At 64.6% G+C, this 22,740-nt stretch carries 12 protein-coding genes; 4 read left to right on the forward strand and 8 right to left on the reverse strand.

The genetic code is table 11. From position 1 onward, the window contains the following. Positions 1–8 precede the first annotated feature (8 nt). From HNQ65_RS16485 to HNQ65_RS16520, 8 genes are read right to left on the reverse strand one after another with little or no spacing between them, the layout of a single operon-like run. Positions 9–11,300 carry a filamentous haemagglutinin family protein gene (locus HNQ65_RS16485; protein WP_184340896.1) on the reverse strand — a complete coding sequence of 3,764 codons (11,292 nt, stop codon included), beginning with the start codon at positions 11,298–11,300 and terminating at the stop codon, positions 9–11. Between the two features lie 20 nt (positions 11,301–11,320). Then, complete coding sequence (locus HNQ65_RS16490; protein WP_184340898.1) at positions 11,321–12,154, reverse strand: peptidylprolyl isomerase; 834 nt, start codon at positions 12,152–12,154, stop codon at positions 11,321–11,323. After that, a complete protein-coding gene (locus HNQ65_RS16495; RefSeq protein ID WP_184340900.1) occupies positions 12,151–12,879 on the reverse strand; it encodes a phage major capsid protein in 729 nt (242 codons plus the stop codon). The genes HNQ65_RS16490 and HNQ65_RS16495 overlap by 4 nt, the downstream gene beginning before the upstream one ends. A 2-nt stretch (positions 12,880–12,881) precedes the next feature. Then, positions 12,882–14,885 carry a putative porin gene (locus tag HNQ65_RS16500; protein WP_184340902.1) on the reverse strand — a complete coding sequence of 668 codons (2,004 nt, stop codon included), beginning with the start codon at positions 14,883–14,885 and terminating at the stop codon, positions 12,882–12,884. Positions 14,886–14,915: 30 nt separating this feature from the next. Continuing rightward, positions 14,916–15,635, reverse strand: coding sequence for a TonB C-terminal domain-containing protein (locus HNQ65_RS16505; protein ID WP_184340904.1), 720 nt, complete (start codon positions 15,633–15,635; stop codon positions 14,916–14,918). A 25-nt stretch (positions 15,636–15,660) separates the two neighbouring features. Next, positions 15,661–16,065 carry an ExbD/TolR family protein gene (locus HNQ65_RS16510; protein ID WP_184340906.1) on the reverse strand — a complete coding sequence of 135 codons (405 nt, stop codon included), beginning with the start codon at positions 16,063–16,065 and terminating at the stop codon, positions 15,661–15,663. A gap of 6 nt (positions 16,066–16,071) precedes the next feature. Further along, positions 16,072–17,919 carry a DUF2341 domain-containing protein gene (locus tag HNQ65_RS16515; protein WP_184340908.1) on the reverse strand — a complete coding sequence of 616 codons (1,848 nt, stop codon included), beginning with the start codon at positions 17,917–17,919 and terminating at the stop codon, positions 16,072–16,074. A 26-nt stretch (positions 17,920–17,945) separates the two neighbouring features. After that, positions 17,946–19,529: a ShlB/FhaC/HecB family hemolysin secretion/activation protein gene (locus HNQ65_RS16520; protein WP_184340910.1), complete on the reverse strand. Its 1,584-nt coding sequence runs from the start codon at positions 19,527–19,529 to the stop codon at positions 17,946–17,948. 358 nt (positions 19,530–19,887) lie between these two features. Between HNQ65_RS16520 and HNQ65_RS16525 the strand changes: the two genes are divergently transcribed. The 4 genes from HNQ65_RS16525 to HNQ65_RS16540 all read left to right on the forward strand — a co-directional run bounded on the left by HNQ65_RS16525 (position 19,888) and on the right by HNQ65_RS16540 (position 22,728). Then, positions 19,888–20,070, forward strand: a complete 183-nt coding sequence (locus tag HNQ65_RS16525; RefSeq protein WP_184340912.1) for a YezD family protein — start codon at positions 19,888–19,890, stop codon at positions 20,068–20,070. A 112-nt stretch (positions 20,071–20,182) separates the two neighbouring features. Beyond that, positions 20,183–21,154, forward strand: coding sequence for an ABC transporter substrate-binding protein (locus HNQ65_RS16530; RefSeq protein WP_184340914.1), 972 nt, complete (start codon positions 20,183–20,185; stop codon positions 21,152–21,154). 15 nt (positions 21,155–21,169) lie between these two features. Further along, complete coding sequence (locus HNQ65_RS16535; RefSeq protein ID WP_184340916.1) at positions 21,170–21,970, forward strand: ABC transporter ATP-binding protein; 801 nt, start codon at positions 21,170–21,172, stop codon at positions 21,968–21,970. Continuing rightward, positions 21,967–22,728: an ABC transporter permease gene (locus tag HNQ65_RS16540; RefSeq protein WP_184340918.1), complete on the forward strand. Its 762-nt coding sequence runs from the start codon at positions 21,967–21,969 to the stop codon at positions 22,726–22,728. The genes HNQ65_RS16535 and HNQ65_RS16540 overlap by 4 nt, the downstream gene beginning before the upstream one ends. Positions 22,729–22,740 lie beyond the last annotated feature (12 nt).

Raw genomic sequence — 22,740 nt, forward strand, 5'->3', positions numbered from 1 at the left:
GGTGGGGGTTATTCAGCTCCTGTGTTTTTGCGCTCGTCATCGTCATCATCGCCACCGCCGTAGCCCAGCACCTCGACGGTGATGATGGAGGGCAGCTCCTGGCGCGGCAGCGGCTGCTGCGTCTGCGCGGCAGACTGTGCCATGGAGGCATTGGCGGTGGCGGCGCCCGCGCTGGCGGCGGAGCTGACCGCGCCCATGTTTGGCGCGGAGACCGAGGCCACCGGAGTGCCGGAGGTGGTGCCGCCGGCGACGATGTTGCTGGAGTTCAGCACCTGCACGGCGGCGATGTTCAGATTTCCCGTGGCGCGGATGCCGGCATCGCCTGCATCCACCACACCCACGGGCGCAATGAGGTCCACGCTTCCCGGCGGCACACCTTTCACGGAGGCCAGCACGCCGATGCCGCCGCCCGTGGCCAGGCCTGCGAGGTCGGTGGCCACATTGGCGCTCTGCGGGTCCACGATCACGCGAGTGGGCGGCGCGGCCTGCACCGTCTTGGAAGAGGCCCCGGCGGCGATGTCTCCCGTGCTGGACCAGATGGTGATGTCCCCGCCTTTGAGTGTGAAAATACGCGAGATGCCGAGGTTCACGCTGTCTTTGGCAAAGACGGAGACGCTGCCGCCGGAATCGGTGATGATGCCCGGCGGGGTGAGCGGAGAGCCGATCACGCTGCTGGCCAGCTGCAGACCGCCGCCGGGGGCCAGCAGGCTGATGTCTCCGCCATTGAGCGTGCGGATGTCGCGCGACTGGGTGTTGATGCTGCCGCTCCAGGTGGTACTGGGAAAGAGCGCGGCGATGGCCGCAAAACCCTGCGCGTAGCTGCGGTAGCCTGCGCTGTCCGGATCATTGTAGTCACGCCCGGTGTCCCGCAGCACGCGGTAAAAGATGGCCAGCGCCAGCTTTTTCTGCGTCTCGGCGGGCAGCAGGGAGAAGGATGTGGCGGTGAGCGGCGCGCCCGGAGTGGGAGACACCTCGGCCAGATACTTGGCTCCAGCCGGGCTGAGTACAAAGCCGCTGATGAAGGCGGAGAAATCCATCCCGCTGCCGGTCAGGCTGGTGGCCGCGCCCACGCCTGCTCCGGCGATGATGCTGGCTCCGGCGTAGGGAAGGTAGGGATTGCGTGTGTTGCCGATGCTGGTGATCCCCGCGCCGGTGCCGTTGCTGTTCGTGGCGCCGCTGCCCAGATCCAGATTCCGGCCCGCCAGCACCTCCAGCGTGCCACCGCCGCCGATCTGGATGTCTCCGGCCAGAGGCACCGCGCCCAGCGCGCTGGCAGTGGAGACCACGATATTGCCCGTCTGCGCCGCCAGCAGCCGCAGCGCTGAGCTGGCGTTGTAGGCGCTGATGTCGCGGCCTGCGGCCACGATGCTGGTGTCCTGTGTGCTGGTGTTTTGCAGGTAGAGGGAGACATCGGTGATGTCCCGCGCCGCATAGATCTGGCTCACCTTGGGGGAGAAGAGCATCAGCCCGGAGATGTCCCCTCCGGCGGCGTAGAGCCTGATGGGCTGGGAGTCGCCCGCATGCAGCAGGCCGGCCTTGTGCAGTGTCTGGCGTGCCTCCACCGTGGTGCCGCTGGTGGCGCCGGTCTCGCTGAAGAGCTGGTCGATGGAGGAGAGAAAGCTGCTGCGCGTGGTGGCCGCCTGGGCGGTGACAGTTCCTACCACCGCCTGGTAGGCAAACGGGGTGTTCACTCCCGGCAGGGACTGAGGATTGGCGTCAGACACATTGATGGAGGCCGCGCCCCAGGCGGTGTAAAAAGTGCCTGTCACGGGGGAATACAGGCCGTTGGGCTGCAGGCCGTTGATGCTGGTGCGGGCCAGCAGCTCCAGCGTGCCGGTGGGGGAGGGGGAGAGCGTGATGTTTCCCGCGATGTTGATGCCGCCGCTGTAGGAGGTGGCGCGCAGCGTCGGCGCCATGAGTGCGAGCGCGGTGGCAAAGGGGGTGACCTGGGTCTCGGCCAGGCGCAGCCACGGCTGGTAGTTGGAGCTGGAGCTGTTGGTGCGCAGCTGCTGGCTGGAGGCCCACAGCAGAAGGAGCGGCTGGAAGGTGTTGTTCACGGTGGCGCCCTCCCGCAGCGTCACACTTCCCCCGAGGGAGGACACATTGACATAACTGCTGGCAGCGTAGGTGGAGAAGTAGCTTTTGAGGCGGTAGGTGTTGTTCACGCCCTGCGGCAGCAGCATGGCATTGGCCACCGGGCCCAGCAGCACGCTGCCGCGCGCGCTGACATCAAAGCCCCCCCTGCCCACAAAGAGCGTGGTCGGCAGCCAGGTGTTGGAATCCTGCACGGCATTGACTCCGGTGGTGATGTTGATGCTGCCGGTGGAGCGGGTGGCATTCGTGGTGATCTGGCCTCCGGCAAACAGCGTGCCCTGGCCGCGCTCCACGTAGTAAACGCCTGCGTCGATGTTGTTGCCCGCATAGACCTTGAGGTCTCCGCCGCCCAGCTCCAGCAGCGTCTGGTTCACCGCCAGCGGATTGGCCGTGGTGCCTTTGCTCATGCGCGCATTGGTGGGCGCCACGGCGTCCACATTGGTGATGTTGTTTCCGGCACGCAGGCTCACATTCCCGCCGCCCAGCGCGCCCACGCCTTCAAAGAAGTTGCTGTAGTCCACCCACCAGGAGGTGGAGGTGATGGCGCTGCCAAAGCTGGAGAGATCAAAGGCGCCCGTGGTGGGGTTCACGTAGCCACGGCGGTAGAGCCAGTTATTCGGCAGTTCGCGGGAGGAGCTGGAGCCGGTGCGCTCGATGTTCTGCCCGGCGGCCAGCGTCACATTGCCGCCCGCCACGCCGAAGTACATGCCGTAGCCCTGCTGCGCCGCGCCCAGCTGCGTGGTGCCGCCCGCCTGGCTGAAGGTGGACACATCAAAGGTGCCGCCCAGCGTGGGGTCCGCCACCTGCGCGCCCGCCGTGTAGATGGTGGCAAACTGGTTGGCCAGCTGGATGCTGCGCCCGGCATTGACGTCGATGTCTCCGCTGCCCGTGCGCACCACCTGGTAGAGACCGCGCCCGGTGCCGGAGGTGGCGCTGATCACCGCCGAGGTCACTCCATTGATGCCCGTGGTGGTGATCATGAGGCCGCCGTTTTTGCCAATGATCACCGACCCCGCGCTGCTGCCCAGGGAGGCCAGCGGCAGCGCCTGGCGGAAGTCCGCCGCCAGCACGTCCGCACCGGCGGTGATGCGGTAGGACCACGACTGCGTGTTCACCGGCAGCGCGGTGTTTTGCGCGCTCAGCGGCGCCAGCCACAGCCAGTCGGACTGCGTGCGGGTGCTGGCCAGCGTGGGTGTGAAGCCATCGCTCAGGGCGTTGAAAAAGTTGATGTTTCCAGAGGCGCGCAGCGTCAGCACGCCGGGCGCGCTTTTGGCTCCGAAGCGGAAGCCGGAGAGATCCCAGTCTGCTGCGGTGGTGGTGGCGGCGGTGCCCAGGGAGATGTCTCCGCCGCGATTGACGATCTCCACGCCCGGGGCCAGCACAAAGACGGAGCTCAGCGAGGAGTTGTTGGCCAGCAGGCGGTTCGTCATGGCCGTGTAATTGGCCGAGGTGCTGCCCGCCGCGCCGAGGAAAGTGTTGGCATTCGTCTGCAGCGTGGTGGTGGTGATGGCTTCGCTGGCGATCGCGGTGCTGCCGGCGCGGATGATGGCGTTGGCCTGGTTGAAGCTGTAAAGCCGGTAGCCTTCCACCAGGATGCTGGAGGCGTCGATGATGGTGCCGTTGATCGGGTTCACCAGCACGTCATTGAAGGTGCTGTTCTGCGGGGCGCGGATGTGCAGCCTGCCGCTGAACTGCCCCTGATACGCACTGGAGCCCACGACGGTCTGAGCTCCCGCCACCTTGGCCGCCACGGAGAGATCCAGCGTGGAGCCGGTGCGGATGTCCACCGAGCCCGTGCCTGCCACGCCATTGCGCTGCGTGCCAGACTCCAGCGTGATGTCTCCGCCCTTGCCGGCATTGTTGAAATTCTGCCCCGCCACCGTGAGCAGCGATCCGCTGCTGAGCGTCACACTGCCATTGGCCGCCAGATCAATGCTGCCGCCGGTGGTGCCTGCGGCATTGATCGTGCCGGTCACGGTGATGCTTCCCTGGTCCACCGCCAGATTATAGGTGGAGGCCTTCACCACGCCGTCCACCGTCACGCTGCCGGTGCGCACGCGGATGGTCTGGCTGAGCGTGAAGGAGGCGCTGGAGAGCGCCGCCGCCAGAGCGCTGGTGGTGGGCAGTGCGGAGGTGTCCAGCGAGAAGCTGCCGCTGCTGCCGCCAGCGCCGCCCTGCGCCTGGAGTGTGCCGCTGCTGCTGAAGGTGCCGTTCACCACAGAGACGGTGAGGCTGCCTGCATTGCCCCCGCCGCTGCTGGCCGCCACACTCAGCCCGCCCTGGGCGGTGATGTCCACGCTGCCTGCGTCCGCCGTCAGCAGCACGGAGCCGCCGTCAGAGTACTTGGTCTTGTCAAAAAAGGTCTGCGCCATGCCGGAGACATCCAGCAGCGCGCCCACGCTCACGTTCCCACTGGTGGCACGCACGGAGAGCACGCCGCTGGGCAGGCTGACTGGCGCAGAGAGCGTCACACCAGATCCTGCCATCCCCAGCGTGGCACCCAGGCCCGGTGTGACTCCCACCGGACCGGCGGAGGAGATCAGCGCCAGATTGCCCGAGGCGGCCAGCGTGCGCGCCGCACCTGCGGCGGCGGTGAGCAGCGGCGTCTGCACATTCAGCACGCCCTGCACGGCCACGCCGCCTGCGCCTTCGCCAATGACGCCTGCGGCACCGAGGAAGTTGACGGTGGAAAACTGGTCCAGCGCCACCTGGTTCATGCCCAGGCGCAGGATGCCGGCATTGAGCGTCAGCATGCCAGTGGCGGCGGTCACACTGCCGGGGATGGTGCTGACTCCGGCCTGATTGTTCAGCAGAAGAGTCTGCGCCATGAACTGCGCGGTACCCCCGGCCTGGTTGAAGCCGCGAATTTCTCCCGTGCTCAGGGTCAGGGAGGCCAGACCCGCACTGCCCAGCGTGCCAGTGCCATACACATCAATGGACGAATAGCTCAGCAGCGAGATGGCGCTCGCATTCTGCAGGCTGCTGAGGAAGGCGCTGCTGATCACCAGCCCCGGAGAGGACTGCAGCGTGCCGGGATTTCCCAGCTGGATGCTGATGCGCCCGCTGTTGATGGCATAGGCGGAGGCGCTGACCACCGCCGTGGGATCCAGGGTGGCGGTGCCGGTGGTGTCCAACGTGGCGCTGGTGCCCTGCACCCGTGCATTGGCGCCGATGTTGATGGCGGGGCCGGAGCCGCTGGTGGCACCGCTGCGGGTGAGGGTGGCGGCGGTGCTCTGCGCCACACGGATGAGAGAGCCATTGCCGCTGACGCTGAAATTAGCCGCCGTGCTGGCGAGCGCGCCCGTGGAGATGATCTGCGCATTCGCCGCCAGGGTGATCACTCCCGTGGTGGCCAGGGTCAGGTCCTTGGCACTGAGCGCGGAGCCCGCATTGTCCACCGTGATGCCGGTGCTCATCACCGTAAGGGTGGTGCCGCTGCTGCTCACGGTGCGTTTGCCGCCGATGATGAGGCTCTCTGCGCCAAAGGCGCTGAGCGCCGCCGCATTCAGCGAGATGGTGCCCGGAGTGGAGGAGCTGGCGGCATTGGTGATGGAGAAATTCAGCGGTGCAGCAATGTCGATGTTTGCACCGCGTCCGGCACCGCCCAGAGAGGCGGAGGCCACCTGGCCCAGCAGGCTCATGGACTGCGATGCCTGGAAGAGCAGATAGCCCGAATCCTGCGGCAGCTGCGTCGTGCCGGTGCTGGTCTTGAGGAAGCTGCTGGCGTAGAGCAGCGTGTAGTCGGAGCGCTGGTGGATCACGCTCTGGCCGATGACCTCAAAGCTGCTGGTCAGCGTGGGCACGGTGCGTGTGGAATTCAGGTCATTAAACTGATAGCCTGACACATAGCTGGCACCACCCGGAAGCTCCTGCGTGCCGGTGGGCAGGCTGGAAGTGACAGGCGTGACCAGCACTGCGCCCGGCAGCAGGGCATAGCGTGCGGGCAGCAGCGTGTAGTAGCCTGCTGCCAGAGTGCTGCTGCCGGCGAGATAGATGCGGTCTCCTGCATGCAGCGTGCCATTCACATAGCCGGAGCCGCCGGAGTAGATGAGGTTGGTGGCCACGTTGTTCGGATTGTAGGCTCCGTACGGGGCGGTGTCTGACTGGTAGCCGGGGATCACGGCATAGCTGCCATCTGTGTCCAGGATGTCGGTGGTGCCGCCATTGCCCTCGGTCCAGCGGTAGGCCATCAGATCCCCGCCGCCGCGCAGGTCCACGCTGGCGCTGTTGTTCATGGAGATGCTGCCCGCCTTGATGTTGATCGTTTTCACCGGCAGCCCGCCTGCGGTGATGTCCACGCCGCGCGGGTCGATCCATGAGGTGCCGTCAAAGCTGGCTCCGTAGGGAATGACGATGCCTGCGCCCGTGAGGGGATCGACGGCGGAGACGGAGGTGATGCTGCCCGCGCCGAGCGTGAGCTGCGTCGTGACCGGAAAGGCCAGCGTGGTGCCGGTGAGCAGCTCGGTGGGCGCAGTGCCCGTGCCGTCCCAGCCGAGATTGATCGTGCCGAAGGGCGCGCGCAGCACGCCGAGCTGATTGATCGTGGCGGCATAGAGGCTCAGCGTGCTGCCCGCCGAGAGCGGGAGCTGCCGCAGCCCGCCGGAAAGCTGCGTGGTGATGGAGCCGCCTGCGCCATATGCCACTGCGGTGAACTGCGTGGCGGTGGGCGCGTAGATCTGGCCCGCCGTGAGTGTCAGCGCGCCTGAGACCGCCAGGATACCATCTCCTACCAGATCGCCATTCACCGCTGCCAGCGAGGCGGAGGAGATGTTTTGCAGCGTGAGCGTGCCCACCTCCACATGACCGGCGCTCACGCTGAGGCTGCCGGAGCCGGAGGTGGAGGCCACGCCGGAAAACGGCAGCTGCCCGGCGAGATCCTCCGGACGCACCGGCGGTGCAAAGGCCAGCCCCACCGAGACGGCGGCGGCGCTCAGGCTCACGGCGGCATCGGCAAAGAGCACGCCGCCATCCGCCAGCGTGATGGAGCCGCGCGCATTGATGCTGGTGGCTCCGGAGAACTGCACCTTGCCACCGAGCACGAGCGAATCCATGCCGCTTTGTGCAAAGGCATTGGCGCTGAAATAGCCCCGGCTGATGAGCGGTGTGCCGCCGGTGCTGAGCAGCGTGCGGCCGATGGCCGTGGCATTGGCAGGCAGCGGCACCGGAATGTTCAGGCCGCTCTGCTTGACCTGCAGGGTGGTGTCCAGCACCGGAGGAATGGTGCCTGCGGTGTAGAAGCGGCCCGATGAAAGTGAGAGCGTGCCGCCGAGCGCCGTGGGGCCTCCGGCATTGCCGCGCAGCGTGGCATCGGTAAAGAGCATCTGCCCGCCCTGCAGCGTGATGCTTCCGCCGCTGCTGTCCACCTGCGTGCGCACGGCGTAGAGGCTGGAGACTGGAGAAGTGACACCGCTGCCCGGCGTGGGCTGGCTGGTGACGGTGGGGTCTGTCTGCGCCGGAGTCAGGTCCAGCACGTCGGTGGTGCCGGAGACATCCAGCAGCGCTCCTGCGGCGGCCACGATGTTGCCAGACACCTTGATGTCTCCGCCAGCCAGCACCTGGCCGAGCAGACGCAGGCCGTAGGGATCCGGCACCAGCAGCCGTGTGCCCGCCGCAGAGAGCACGCTCTGCGGGCCGATGAAAACTGTCGTCAGCCCCTGGGTCTGCCCATCGGCAAAGAGCAGCGCTGTGGAGTCATCCCCGCCGCTGATGGTGATGTTTCCTCCGGGGGCGATGATGGTGCCCAGCACGGCGGCTGTCTGCCCCTTGAGAGTCACATGCGCCTGCGGGTCGGTGGTGATGACCGCGCCTGTGTCCAGCACGATGCCACCGCGCACCGCCTGCCCAAACACACCCGGGCCAGCCGGAGCACCCGCAGAGCCGGGCGCGTCAAACTCGATGCTCATGGGGCTGCGCAGGCCCACGGGCTTGCGCACGAGAGTGGTGGCCAGCGTGGTGCCTGCGGCCACCGCCAGGTTGTCTGCCACCGGCTGGATGGTCGTGCCGCTGGCGACGTAAACGCCCGGCAGGAACTGCCCGGACACGCCCGTGGACTCACCGGTGCCGCTGATCTTGTAGCTGGTGAAACCACCCTGCTGGAAGAAAGAGGGCTGCAGCACCAGAGAGTTGGCGCTGAGTGCCGTGCCGCCCACCTGCACCAGCGGGGCGGAGACTGACAGCGTGCCGCCCACGGCCCCGGAGTAGCCCAGCAGCGTGGCGCTGAACTGGGTGAACTGCCCGCCGAGAAAATACGGCAGCTGCGGATCATGCCCGGCCTGGATGGTCAGCGTGCCGGCGTTGCCAAATTTGGCCGTGCCTGCCGCGTTCATGTAGATCCCGCCGGACACATCCAGAATGCTGCCTGCGGCCAGGCTGGCGCTGTAGGCCTTCAGAGTCACCGTGCCGCCGCCGAGCACATGGGCCTGCTGCAGCGCACCTGCGGACAGGCGGTCATCCGTCAGCGTGCCGGCGGTGGTCACCAGGGCGGTGCTGCCCAGCGTGAGCAGGCCGCGCCCGGTGTAGGGAGTGATGACGCTCAAATCTCCCGCGCTCTCCACGGCGGCCAGCTGCTGCGGGGAGATCTCCAGCGCCATGAGTGTGATGCTGCCGCCCGGTGCGCTCAGCTGGCCGAAGATGTCCAGATTGGCACCCGTCAGCGAGAGGGTGCCATGCAGCCCCGCCGTGAGCGCCACACTGCTGGGTACGACGATGCGCCCTTCGGCATTGACCACGCTGAGGCTGCCAAAGCCGGAGGTCGTCAGCAGTTCAGGAGCCAGGGACACTGCAGCCAGACGGCCAGCGCTGAGAGCCGCCAGGGGATTGCCGCTGGCATCCACGCTGAAGGCGGCCACCGGGGTGGGCGCGGTCCCGGATTGAAACGTCACCGTGGGTGGAGTGGGGGAGTAAGGCGTGAGCTGGTTGTTGATCAGCTGCTGGGCCTGAAAGTTGACACTGAACTTGCCGAGGGCCGGTCCGCTGACGAGCTGGTCCAGCCCATAGAAAGTGCTGCCTAGAAAGCTGCCGTCCAGCGCCATGCCCGGCGCCGTGATGCTGAGCTGACCGCCATCTCCTGAATGCAGCAGGCCGGGATCGTAGTAGGAGGCCGCCGGGCTGGTGGAGTGGTAGAAGGTGGTGGCGACATTCCACGTCAGGTCCGTCTGCGTCGTGGAGGGTGAGTAGATACCACTGTATACCAGATCCGGCGTGGCCTGCGAGATGTCGATGATCGTGCCGCCGGTGATGACCTTGGTCGTCTGCACCGTGCCGCCGGTGTAGTTGATCCAGCCTGCGGAGGTGTTGATCTGCGCGCCGTTCTGCACCACCACCGAGCCGCCGGCATTGAGGTTCACGGTGCCGCCTGCGGTCGTCAGCTCGCCGACGGTGCGCTGGATGAGGCTGGCGTAGCCGGAGATGTTTGCCAGCGGCGTGCCCACCCACGTTTTGCCGTTGTAGGTGCCGGTCTCGCGGATGTCCACCGTGATCGTCTGGCCGCGCAGCACGCCATCGCGCTGCAGCGGGGAATCCGCCAGCTCTGCGGCACGCAGTTGCAGGGTGATGAGATTCTGCGTCACCGGTACGTTCACATCCGTGGAGCCCGCCACATTGATCACCGCGCTGGCATCCAGATAGATCTGCCCGCCGCTGAGGACGAAGAGGCTCTGGGGCGGGCTCGTCGCGGCGGCCTGCCACACGCCGGCATTGAGGTTCACCACCGCATTCGGAGCCAGCACGATGGCGCCCGCGCCCAGGTGCACGGTCAGACCCTGCATGTTGATCTGGGAGCGCAGTGCCAGCTCTGTCCCGGTCACGGTCTCGGTGCTGCTCCACTCAGGGAGGATCTGCGTCACGCTGCCCGCCGCCACCTCCACCTGCCCGGTGGACTGCAGCAGGAAGGGTGGGATGTTAGGATACAGCACAGAATCATACTTTGTGTTGGTGATGGCATTGTAGCTGGCCAGCAGGTCGATTCGGCCGTTCAGAGACACCGAGGTGGTGCTGTCGATCGCGCCCGCCTGCACCACGGTTTTTCCCGTCATGGTCACATCGCCGCGCGGTGCCTCGATTTCGCCGGTGTTGGTGGCGGTGCCTGCATACGGTGGGATCAATGAAGCCGGGTCCACCACGGCACCCACATAGACATCCAGGCCGCGCAGGCTGGGATCGCTGCTGCTGTGCGCGACAAAGCCCACCTGCAGACCGGCGGCAAGGATGGTCTGGCCGTCGGGCGTGGAGATGGTGCCGTTGTTGGTCACATTGGGTCCCACCAGCACCACGCGTCCGCCCACGCTGGCATCCGTGGTGGGGGCCTCGATCTGCGCACCGGCCTGCACCGTCACATCGCCGATCTTTCCTCCGGCGGGCGCGGCAGGCGGCGTGAAGCCATTGGTGGGGCCGCTGGTGCCTGCGGGCAGCGCCAGCGCTGAAAAGAGAAACTGCGCATCCGGATTGTTCAGAAGGCCGCGCGAGATGAGGTTCGTATTGATCGGCAGGGAGGAGGCCACCAGCGTGTGCACATCCACCTGGCTGGAACCGCCGAAGATGATGCCGTTTTGATTGATCACATACACCTGCCCGGCGGCCTGGATGGAGCCCAGAATTTGCGTGGGGTTGCCGGTGGGATCATTGATCATGTTGAAGGCGATCCACTTGCCCACATCCGGGCCTCCGGCGCTCTGGTCAAAGGCCAGCGTGGTGTCCTTGCCCACATTGAAGGTCTGCCAGGAAAGCAGCGCCTGGGCGGCGTTTTGCTGCACGGTGACGGTGGTGTGGCCTGCGCTGCTCGTCTGCGTGGGCAGCGCTGCACCTGACCACGTGGCCGTGCCAGCCGAGACACCAGGATCTACCACGAGGCCGCCTGCGGTCAGGCCATTCGGCACATCTGGCAGCCCTGTCGCGAGATGATTGGGCCCGCTGACCGCCAGAGCGCGCGCGGCATCCTGCATGAGCTGCACGTTGTGTGCGGCATCGGCGGCACGCACGAGGATGTCGCTGGCATTGGCGCGTCCCTGATTGACCACCTGCGCTGTGGCCACCGGGTCCACACCGGGCGTGGTGACGGCAGCCGGGCCTCCGACACCGCCGGGGCGCAGCACGTCCGCATGCACTGCCACAGGGTGCAGCGCCACCAGCAGGGAGAGGCAGAAGACGGCGGCGGCGTGCACGGCGGCATGGCGTTTCCTGTGCAGGCGGAGATGGTTGGAAAGATTCATGGCAATGAGGGGGCGGAGGTTCAGTGCGCCGCCCCAGGCAGCACCCGTGCGAGCGCCGTCTGGTCGAGCACGATGGGGTTCTCTTTCAGCAGCCGAGCGAGATAGGCCTCGGTGTTTTCACGCAGGCGCTCGCTGCGTAGCGCGGCACGCAGCCGCGACCGCACCTGGTCCAGTGTGGGGGTGTGGGCTTCGCGCATCTCCAGCACTTTCAGAATGTGCCAGCCGTCATCCAGCCGGATGGGCGGGGAGACAGCTCCGGGTTTCAGCACCGGCATCCTGCCACGGATCTCGGGCTGGATCTGGCTTTCGGACAGCCAGCCGATTTCCACGAGCTTTGGGTCGGCGGGCATGCGGGCTGCGGCTGCGTGGATTTTTTCCTCCGCCTGCTGCTGCGCTTGTGGTGTTGCATCCTTTTCCAGCGGTACAAAAAGCTGCGCCAGCCGGTAGGTGCGCGGCACCAGCAGCGCGGCCTGGCTTTTGGCATAGGCGGCCTTCAGATCTTCTTCATCCGGGTAGTGCGCCGGAGGCTGGGCCACGGATTCCAGAAAACTCTGCGTCAGCGCGGTGTCATGCGCACGCTTCAGCCGCGCAATTACCTCGGGCTCCTCGTTCCATTTGCGCTCCAGCGCCTGCTGCAGCACCAGACGCTGGGCGATGAAGGAGCGCACCACCTGCTCCAGCAGCGTCTTGTCCTCGCGCACGGCCGTGAGCTGGCGCGCATCCAGCGTCTCCAGCGAGGCGCGCACATCCTCCACCGTGATCTCCGCCCCGCCCGCGCGCACCAGCAGCCCCTCATCAGCCGCCGTGGCGGCCGTGAGCATCAGCAGCGGCAGCAGATGGAGCACGCATTTCATGGCCTGGTGGCGGCAGTGGTGGGTGCCGCCGCAGGCTTGGCGGCAGGCTTTGCATCCGGCGCAGGTTTGCCGGTTTCATCATGAAAGGGGCTGTGTTTGTTGTCCTGCAGCTTGTCGGCGTAGTCCTGCACCAGCTCCTTGAGCTTGACCGTGGTGGTGCCGGTGAAAGGCTCGCGCGCCAGCAGCGCCTTGCCGAGACCGAAATTTTTGTAGCGCTCCAGGATCTCGCTGCCGATCTCGTAGAGCTCCAGGTTTTTGCGTTCGCGGTCGGCCAGCTTCTGCTGCAGCTCGATCACGCTCCCGGCGGCTTGGGCGCGCTCCGCCTCCTTGGCCCTGGCCACGGCGGCGGCTTTGTTGAAGCCATCCTTCCATTTTTCCAGCGCCTTCTGGTACTGCGCGTTTTCATTCTCGCGCACCTCCAGCTTGGCGGTAAGCGCGTCGATGGACTTGCGCGCGGCAGCCTGGTCTGCGGCGGCCTGCTTGGCCGAGGCGCTCAGCTTCTTCTTCAGCGCCTCGATCTCCTCGGCCTGCTGCTTGATCGTGACTTCGCTCTGCGCCTGCGCCGCTTGAAGATTCACACGATCCGTCTCTGCGGCCCGCAGACGCACGGCGATGCTTTTCAAGGATTCGCGCAGCCGCTGCTCCGTGGGGCTGGCGTCCTCCGCAAGCAGCGGCGCGCCACTGTTGAGGAACATGAGGGCGAAGATGAGATGGGTGGGTTTCATGATCAGAACTTGGCGTTGATGTCGAACATAAAGATGTCGGACTTGAACTGCGGCCCGGCGATCTGGCTGGCGCTCATGAAGCGCACGGCGGCATTCACCCGGTGGGAGAGCGCCATGGCCGCGCCGACGGTGTAGCCTTCCAGATTGGTGCCGCCGCCGCCGAAATTTTGGTCGTTGAAGCCGTCCACCACGGAGTCGGATTCACGGTGCGTGTAGCCGATGTAGGTCATCCAGTCGCCACGCTTCTGCATGCCGGCGGTGCCAAAGCGCAGGTTGAGGTCCCAGGCTTTGTTGCCTCCGGCAAATCCGTTGGCATCCAGGTTGTTCACCGCCACCGCGCCGGCGGCGGATTTGTTGAAGGCAAAGTTCTGCAGATACTCCGCCAGCAGCGAGATCTGGAAAGGCTCAAACCCGTCGTAGTCGATGCGCGCCGTCACCGTGCCCACGCGGAATGACGAGGCGAGGCCGTAGTACTGGAACTGATTGATGGTGCCGAAGCCGTTGCTGGCATTCGAGATGATCTTGCGCAGGGCGCGGTAGCTGTTTCCCTTCTGCGCAAAGGTCGGGCGTGTGCTGTCGGTGTTTCCAGCATCTTCTGCATTCTGCGGCGCATAGGGGTTGGAGAGCTGCCCCTGCACGTTTTGGAAGTAGTAGTACGCGCTGGCGATCTTGGCATGCCAGTCCTTGTTGATCTTCCAGTCCACGCCCACCTGGCTGGCGTGCAGCCATTTGTCGTGGCTGGCAAACTTGGCCGGCTGGTTGGAGGCCACGTTGTAGTCCGTGTTGAAGATCGGGAAAGTGCCCAGCGTGAGGAAGGGCTCCACGCCTTCATTCACCTTGTAGCGGCTTTTGATCACGATGCCGTCAAAGCCGATGTCATCTGACCAGATGGCATTGGTGGAGAAGAACGGATTGTCAAAGCGGCCGATGGTGAAGGCAAACGAATCGACTGGATCCCATCGCAGGAAGGCGCGGTCCAGCCAGATGGCGTATTTGGCAAACTGGCCGCCCTGCTGGCTGAAGTTTCCACCAGGGGCGGTGTTGGTGCTGCCGAGCGTCTGGTTGCCGGAGACGGGAGAGTTGCTGTCTCCGGTGCCCACGCGCACACCCAGGGTGAAGTTTTCTCCGAGGTCCACTTCCGTGCCCAGGCGCAGACGCATGCGGATGCGCTCGCGGTTCTGGTTGCTGTTGAGCTGCGGGGCAAACTGCTTGCTGCTCGTGTCGTAGGGCTGCCCGCTGTTGATGACGTTGAAGTTCGGGAAAGCGCCGCTGACATCATTGCCGGAGGGAAAGCTGTCGTACTCATACCGCATGCGGAAATCCACAAACGGCTTCCACGCGCTGACCCACTCCGGCAGCAGGGTGGGGGCAAGGATGCCGCCCTTTTTGGCCTCCAGCACCAGCTCGTCTTTGATCTGGTCGCGCAGCTCCTTCTTCACAAATTCCGGCACGTAGCTGACACGGATTTTTTCACCGGTGGCATCCGTTCCGGCTCCCGCGCCGCCTGGGGCTCCTGGCAAGGGTGTACCCGTGGCGAGCGCGATCTCCTGCGCCGCCGCCTTGCGCTCGCGGCGTTTCGCCTTGGCGGCGGCCACATCCGCCTCGGCCACGCGGAAGAGATCTTTGGCATCCTCCGGGCTCATCATACCACGCTCTACCATGCGTTTGACGAGGTTGACGGCCAGGCTCTCCGCCATGCTGGGCTCATCATCCTCTTCCTCCACCGGCGGGGGCGGGGTGGGGGCAGCCGTGGGCACCGGCAGCCCGTTGCTGTCAAAAAGCTGGCTTGGCGGCAGGTCCTTGAGGCTGGGGCCTGCTGCGGCAGCGCTGGCTTCTGCGACCGTGATCTTGGCCGGCAGGGGCAGCGCGGCATCTGCCTGGGCTGCGGCGGTCGGGGCAGGGGAGGCGGGCGCATTCTTTCCGCTCGCTGTTTGAGACCACGCCGAGGCAGTGGTCAGTGACAGCAGGCCGGGAAGCACCAGGTGATAAATGCGTGTGTTCAGCATTGGGAATAAAGGAGCGCGTGGTTTCATGCCTCAGTTCGGCTGGCGCGCGGACAGGCGCAGGTTGATGGGCATGGGCATGTCAGAGGGGGGCGGCTCATTGAGCACAAGCCCGGCGAGCACTTCGTTTTCGATGGCAGCGTCCACTGACTTGCTGCCAGTGCTGGAGCGCAGCCTGACACGGGTGATCCGGCCGCTGGAGTCGCTCCAGATGCGGACCACATTGGAGAATCCGGCATTGCGTGTGAGCGGGTGGGAGCGCAGCGCATCGGCGATGCGGTTCTGCACCTGCCCGGCGTACCAGCCCCACTTGGAGCCGCCTTTGCCGCCGCCGCCAGTGCCGCCGATCATGCCGCCACCTCCTCCGCCGCCCAGACCAAGGCCGCTGCCGTCTCCACCACCGATGGCGGTGCCCAAAGGTTCATCGGCGGGCTTGTCCGCAGGCTTGTCGTCGGGCTTTTGTTCGTCAGGCTTTACTTCCTCCTGCGCGATCATTTCCTCCACCTTCTCCTCAGGCGGGGGCTCTTCCTTCTTCTCTGGAGGTGGTGGGGGCGGAGGGGGAGGCGGTGGCGGAGGCAGGGAGATGGAGATCACCTCCAACTTCCGCTTGGGCGCAGCCTTTGAAGGCGTGCGATTGGCCAGGAAATAGCCGCCCACTGAGAGCACCAGACCGCCGATGATGATGAGCACGAAGTTCCGTTTGAAGAAGCCGGGTTCTTCATCTTCTTCGTTTTCTATGTGAGGAGATGGCATGGTGTAGTGGTTCCTGCTGGTTTGGTCAGCGTTTCGCAGCCTGTGTGGCCAGGCCGATGTTGGTAAACCCGGCACGGCCCACGGCGGTGAGCACGTCCATGATGGTCTGGTACTGCGTGGCGCTGTCTCCGCGCACCACGATGGGGGAGTCCGGTGTGGCGGCCTTGATGGCCTCCAGCTTGCTGGCCAGCTCGTCCAGAGTCACAGCGGTGGCGTTGAGCTTGATGTTCCCCTGGTTGTCCACGGTCACAGCCTGCATCTTCGGCCCTTCAATGGGCTTGGAGGTGGACGGACCGCCACGTGGCAGGTTCACCTTCACGCCCTGCACCCCGGCGGTGGTCATGATGATGAAGATCAGCAGCAGCACCAGGTAGAGGTCCACCATGGGCGTGACGTTGATGTCATCGTAGGATTTGCTGTCGGCCTGCATATGAGGTTACTCCTTGTAGTGTTCGGCCATCTTGGTGACGAACTCGTCGATGAAGGTCTCCATGTTGGAGACCACGTCCTTGATGCGTGAGCTCAGGTAGCTGTAGATGAACAGCGCCGGGATGGCGACAGCCAGGCCGGCCACCGTGGCAAGAAGAGCGCCTGCGATACCAGGAGCGATGGAGTTCACCTCCACTTCACCGCTTTTCGCGATCACGGCGAAGGTGATCATCACACCGATCACGGTGCCGAGCAGGCCGAGGTAGGGGCCACCGGCGATGCCGATGGTGAGGAAGACCAGTTTGCCATTGAGCTTCTGCACCTCGCGCACCATGCCGCCGTGCAGCGTGGCCTTGATGGCCTGGATGGAGCGCCCGGAGAGGCTGAGCACCTGGGTCGTTTTCTTTTGTGCAGGATCAAATGTGATCTGCCGGAAAGACTTCATGCGGTTGCTGATCTCCTGCGCGCCCAGGTGGTAGAGCTGATACAGCGGGGAATGGTACATGAGCTTCTGCACCTTGCCGCTGACACTGCCGCCCAGGTTTTTCACGCTCTCGGCGTCTTCGGTGTCGATGGCGGTCAGGTCGCTGGAGATTTTTTCCCAGCGTTTCATGAATTCGGCGGAGGCCTTCTCAATCGTGTTGAGATAGATCACTTTTCCCACTGCAATGCCCCAGCCCACCACGGCCAGCAGGGTGCAGAGGAAGATCACCACCCAGCCGTCAAAGGTCAGGTCTTTGGAAATGTCCGAGATGAGGGTGAGATGCTTCATGATCTCGCCCTCTTCTTCATGATCGGAGGCTTCCTCAGAGCCCAGCGTGACGAGCTTGGCCGCATCCGAGGTGCTGCCCTGGTTCACCGCAGCAAAGCGGATGAATCCAGCCGGGCGTGCGGTCTTGGCGATCTGCAGTTCGTCAATTTCTCCCGTGAAGCCCACGAGATCCGTGGTGGTGCTGTCCTTGTCGATCTCCACCGGAGTCTTGATGGAGGGAATGGCAGCACTCACGGCACCGTAGGATTTGCCATCGAGATAGACGGTGATGGTGCCTGCATCTGCCACTGCGGCGATGTGGTGCCAGCCACCTGCGGCGATGGGTGCGCCGTCGCTGCTGCGCTGCTTGTTCACTTCCACAAAGGGAATGCCATTGTTCAGCCCGAGGATGAAGGCATTCGCGCCATCGCGGCGGCTGATGATGACCGCATTGGGCTGCAGCGCGCTGGGCTTGACCCAGACAGAGACGGTGAGCGGAGCACCGGGGGCAAACTCAGGCAGCGGAGGTGCGGGCACCTTGATGGGGGCCTGGCCAAACACACGTAGCCCCGCGCCGATGAGGGAGCCCGCCGCCGGAGCAGGTGCGCCTTCGGCATTGGCACCGGTGGGAGAGGAATCCTTGCCGGAATCTGTGAAGTGATAGACCAGCGTGGTGTTGGCCTCATAGGTTTCCTTGGCAGCTTCAGGTGCGGGAGCTTCACCATTGCCGTAGTAGAGCCAGATGGTGCTGGCAGCGGCGGGCTTGAGGTCCGGCACCTGCACCCAGACGTAGGCTTCATTCAGCAGTGCGTCCCACTTTTCCACATGGTGCTTGAGCACCGTCTTGTGATCGTCCGCCACAAAGCGCAGGTCTCCACCGTCCTCCCTGGCGGAGAGAAATGAAAACACGCCTTCGTGCAGGCGCACCAGCACGGCGCTGGTGCCGATGGGCTCGGCGATGGCGACGCCCTTGCCGCTGGTGTCAATTGTGATCTCCTTGCGGAGGGTCCACTTGCCGTCTCCCCACCAGTTTTTTTCAGCCGAGAGCGCGGAGGCTGTCAGCAGCAGAAAGAGGACGAAGGATTGCAGAAGGCGTTGGTTCATGCGCGTTGGGTTTGAAAAAGTGGAGATTAAAAATCCGCCCAGAAACGGATCGTCACGAGCACCTCGCCGGTGCGTGTCACCCCCTGGGTGACCAAGGGCACGCCGACATCGGCGGAGCCATTCAGATGGCCGAGCAGGTGGAAGCGGCTGCCGCCTCCCACGCTGAAGAGGTCAAAGGTGGACTGCTGCCCCGGCAGTGCGTTCCGCATGATCAGACGGCCGCCATCGGCGAAGAGGTGAAAGCGCCAGGAGTCGCCACCGGCGCTGCTGTCTTTGCTGCTGTTGATCAGAGATGGAGAGCGCAGCTCCAGCGTGCCAAACGCGCCGCTGTCTCCCAGCACGGTGGATTCGAGGTAGCCGCGCACCGTGGCCAGTCCGCCGCCCGCGAGCTGCTCATTGTTGATCAACGGGCCCGAGCCTGCCTGCCCCTGAACTTTGCCATAAGCCTCAAAGCCGCCCGGCAGCTTTTGTGTATGCGCGAGATCGCTGCGATAGTAGAAGAAGCCTTCATCCGCCAGGTAGCGGCGGCGGCTGAAGCTGGCCTGATCGCTGCCGAGTCCGCGAAGGGCGAAGACGATGCTGTTGTTGAATTCCGTGGTTTGCCTGGCCGCTGCCCAAGTCGCGGAATGGCTCAGGGTAAAGGGGAAGTAGGTGACCGGTGCGGAGGTCTTGGCCCCTGCCACGGTGATGTCCTGCTCAAACCTCTTGTAGTCCATGCCAAAGCTCAGGTTTTGATAAAAGCCCTGCTTCTGCGGCAGGGTGAAGAGCAGCCTGGCCCCCAGCACCTGGCCACGGCCCGCCACAGCGGCACCGCCCAGCGTGGACACGTCGCTGTCCTGCTTGGAGCCCTGCAGCAGCACGCTCACGTTTTCCCATTCAGGAATGCGTGCCAGGTAGAATCCGGAAAGCACCCGTGCGTCATTGGGGCGCTCAGGCGCGATCTGGTAGCTCAGGCCCAGCGAGTGCCCCAGCTGCCAGAGATTGTCATAGCGCAGGGAGGCATTGATGCGCCACGGGGTCGTGTTGTTGTTGTGGCGGTTGTTTACCTCCAGGCTGCCGTGGAGTGGCGCCTTGTCCTTCACATCCAGGTCAATGTCCACCGTGCCAGGGCGGGCTCCGGCGCGCAGTGCAGGAGTCACGCGCAGGTCTGCCTGCCGGTTCAGCGCCAGGATGTCATGGTTGATCTTGTTGAAGTCAGGCAGGGTTCCCTCAGCGAGAGAGGGCGCCTTGCGCTTGATCTGATCGGGGTCGAAATACCGGGAGCCATGCACGCGCAGGCGTCCCACCACCGTCTCCACCACCTGCAGCAGCACCACTCCGCTGCTGGCATTCTGGCGCGGGATCTGTACAGACACCGTCTGGTACCCGTGGTCCTTGTAGGCTTTCTCCAGGGCAGCGCGCGCTTTTTCCACGTCGTCTGCCGTGCGTCCTGGGCCGAGGTAGGGGTACACCGCCTTCTCCACCTCCATGCGGGGCAGATGCTTCACCCCTGCCACCTCATACTCCTGGATGTACATCCGCGGCTGTGGGGCGGCCTGCTCCCCTGACAGACGTGTGATGCCTGCAAGCATGCACAGAACCACACCGGAAAGGCGTGGCCACGCGGGCATGGGGGATGGTTTTTGCGCTGGGGTCATGATGGGACGGGCTCCGTGGACGGCGGTCGCCAGTTCAGCACACCTCTGCGTGTCTGCGGATGGTGCCTCTCTGGTCAGAGATGATCTGCACGCCTCTGGCGCGCGGCCGCTGGATACGCATCCTCACAGCCTTTACCATACTCTTATGATGTAGATTAGGAGCGCATGATTTTATCACTGTCGAGAGAAAAGTGACGGATTTGGAGCTGTGAAAATAATTTTATTCATACTTGCATAGTGTATATTCGAAAATAATACATCCGTCGTGACTGCTATTAGAGCCCGCTCACCGGCACGCCCATCCGCAAACCCCAGCTTCCTCCCGAAAGCCATGTCCCATCAGCCCGCAGAATCCGAAGTCGATTCCTGGATCGAGATCGTCAGACAAAAGGTGTCCGCACTGCGCTTCGGCTCGGTGCAGATCATCGTGCACGAGGGCCGCGTGACGCAGGTGGAGAGCACGGAGAAGACAAGGCTGGCCGCAGACAGCACCCCTGCGCAGGTCAAAAAATAAGCCGCCGCCGCCACGCTCCGCTTTTTCCAGCCGCAGCAAAGCTGGATCCAGGAAGCTCTCCCATCCGGAGCTCCGAACCTTTCCTCCTCCTCCCATCTCACAACACTCAAATATGAACAGACGCGACTTCCTCAAACTGAGCACTCTGTCCGCCGCCGGAATCACGGCCTGTGGCAAACAGCCCGTGGATCCCAAGGCACCGCTGCGCTTTGGCCATTTCCCCAACATCACCCATGTGCAGGGGCTCGTGGCCCACCAGCTCAGCCGGCAGGGCAGGGGATGGTTTGAGCCGCGCCTGGGCGTGGGAGTGGAGTGGTTTGTTTATAACGCCGGGCCTTCTGCCACGGAGGCCATCTTTGCGCACTCGCTGGATGTGACCTACATCGGCCCCAGCCCGGTGCTCAATGCGTATGCCAAATCCCAGGGCACCGAGCTGCGCATCCTCTCCGGCGCGGCCACCGGAGGCAGCGCGCTGGTGGTGCGCCCTGCCGCAGGCATCAATGCGCCTGCCGATTTCAAAGGAAAGCGCATCGCCACTCCGCAGCTGGGAAACACGCAGGACATCCAGCTGCGCTCCTGGCTCAGCGACCACGGCATCAAAGTGACGCAGACCGGCGGAGAAGCCACCGTGCTGCCCACGCAGAACCCCGATCAGCTGGCGCTGTTTGTCAAAGGTGACATCGATGCCGTGTGGACTGTCGAGCCCTGGGTCTCCCGCCTCGAACTTGAGGCCGGTGGCAAAATCTTTGAAGAAGACAAAGGCACCTTTGCCACGCTGCTGGCCTCCAGCGCGGCCTTCGTCACCCAGCGCACCGATCTCGCCAAAAAGCTGGTCGTCGCCCACAGCGAGCTGACCGCCTGGATCAAAGAAAACCACGCTGAAGCGCGCGAGCTGGTCAAGGCGGAGCTCAAGGAGCTCACCACCAAGGCTCCTAGCGAAGCCCTGCTGGACCGCTCACTGCCACGTGTGGTGCTCAGCACCGACGTCTCGCGCCCTGCGCTGGATGTGATGGTGGAGTCTGCCAAGAAGGCCGGCTTCCTCCACGACATCCCTGCTCTAGACGCCCTGCTCCCCAAGCTTTGATCCAGCGCCCACTCAATGACATTAGCTGACGAATTAAGCAATCCGCCTCCCGCCAAGCTCCTGGTGCAAAACGTCTCCAAGACCTATCAGGGAGCGCGGCAGACGGTCACGGCGCTGCAGGACATCAATCTCCAGGTGGCCGAGGGGGAGTTTGTCTGCCTGCTGGGCACCAGCGGCTGCGGCAAGAGCACGCTGCTCAACCTCATCGCGGGGCTGGAGCAGCCCACCAGCGGCAGCATCTATGCCGACGGCCAGCCTGTCACCGGCCCCGGCCGTCAGCGCATGGTCATGTTTCAGGAGCATGCCCTCTTCCCCTGGCTGGATGTCATGGGTAATGTGCTCTTTGGCCTCAAGCTCAAACCCGGGCTCACAGACTCCGACCGCGAGGAGCTGGCCATGTACTATCTCAAGCTCGTGGGGCTGGAAAAATTTGTGCATGCCAACATCCACGAACTCTCCGGCGGCATGAAGCAGCGCGTGGCGCTGGCGCGGGCGCTGGCTCCCAACCCACGCGTGCTGCTCATGGACGAGCCCTTTGCGGCACTCGATGCCATGACACGCGAGCAGCTCTACGCCGACCTGCAGGACATCCAGCAGAAGCGCTGCAAGACCGTCGTCTTCGTCACCCACAATGTGCGCGAGGCCGTGTGCCTGGGAGACCGCGTGCTGCTCTTCTCCCCGCGCCCAGGCCGCGTGCACTCGCAGTATGTGGTCAAGCTGCCGCGCCAGAGAGACATCAATGACGTCGCCGTGGCGCAGATCGCCAGCGCCATCACGGTGGAGCTCAAGAAGCACTCAACCCCTTTGAACTCATGAAAAGGGCGCTTTCTTCAGTCGCATTCTTTGCCGTGGTCGTCGCCCTCTGGGAGGCCGCCTCCCGTGCGGGCTGGTGGTCTCCGGTGCTGGTGCCTTCGCCATTGGCCATCGGCAAATACCTGGCCACCACGGTGGCGGATGGCACGCTGTGGTCCGCAGGCGTGGTGACCATGACGCGCCTGGGCATCGGCTACATCATCGGCCTGCTGCTCGGCATTCCGCTGGGGCTGCTGACGGCGCGCTTCCGCTTTGCCTCGGACACGCTCGGCGTGCTCGCCCTCGGACTTCAGACGCTGCCCAGCGTGTGCTGGGTGCCGCTCTCGCTGCTGTGGTTTGGCCAGACGGAGAGCGCCATGCTCTTCATCGTCATCATGGGCACACTGTGGGCGGTGCAGCTGGCCACAGACCACGGCATCCGCCAGATCCCGCCGATCTACCGCCGTGCCGCCACCACCATGGGCTCCAGCGGCTTTCACCTGCTGTGGCATGTGCTTCTGCCCGCCAGCCTGCCGCACCTCGTCAGCGGGATGAAGCAGGGCTGGGCCTTTGCCTGGCGCTCCCTCATGGCGGCGGAGATCTACGTCACGGTGCTCACCGGTTTTGGCCTCGGCCATCTGCTGCACTACGGGCGCGAGCTTCAGGCCATGGATCAGGTGGCTGCCATCATGCTGGTCATCATCGTGGTCGGTTTTGTGGCGGACAAGGCTTTGTTCAGCCCATGGGAACGCTTCCTGCGCAAACGCTGGGGACTGGCTTGAGTCCAGGCACAT

Source organism: Prosthecobacter vanneervenii, from assembly GCF_014203095.1.
GTDB classification, from domain to species: Bacteria; Verrucomicrobiota; Verrucomicrobiia; order Verrucomicrobiales; family Verrucomicrobiaceae; genus Prosthecobacter; species Prosthecobacter vanneervenii.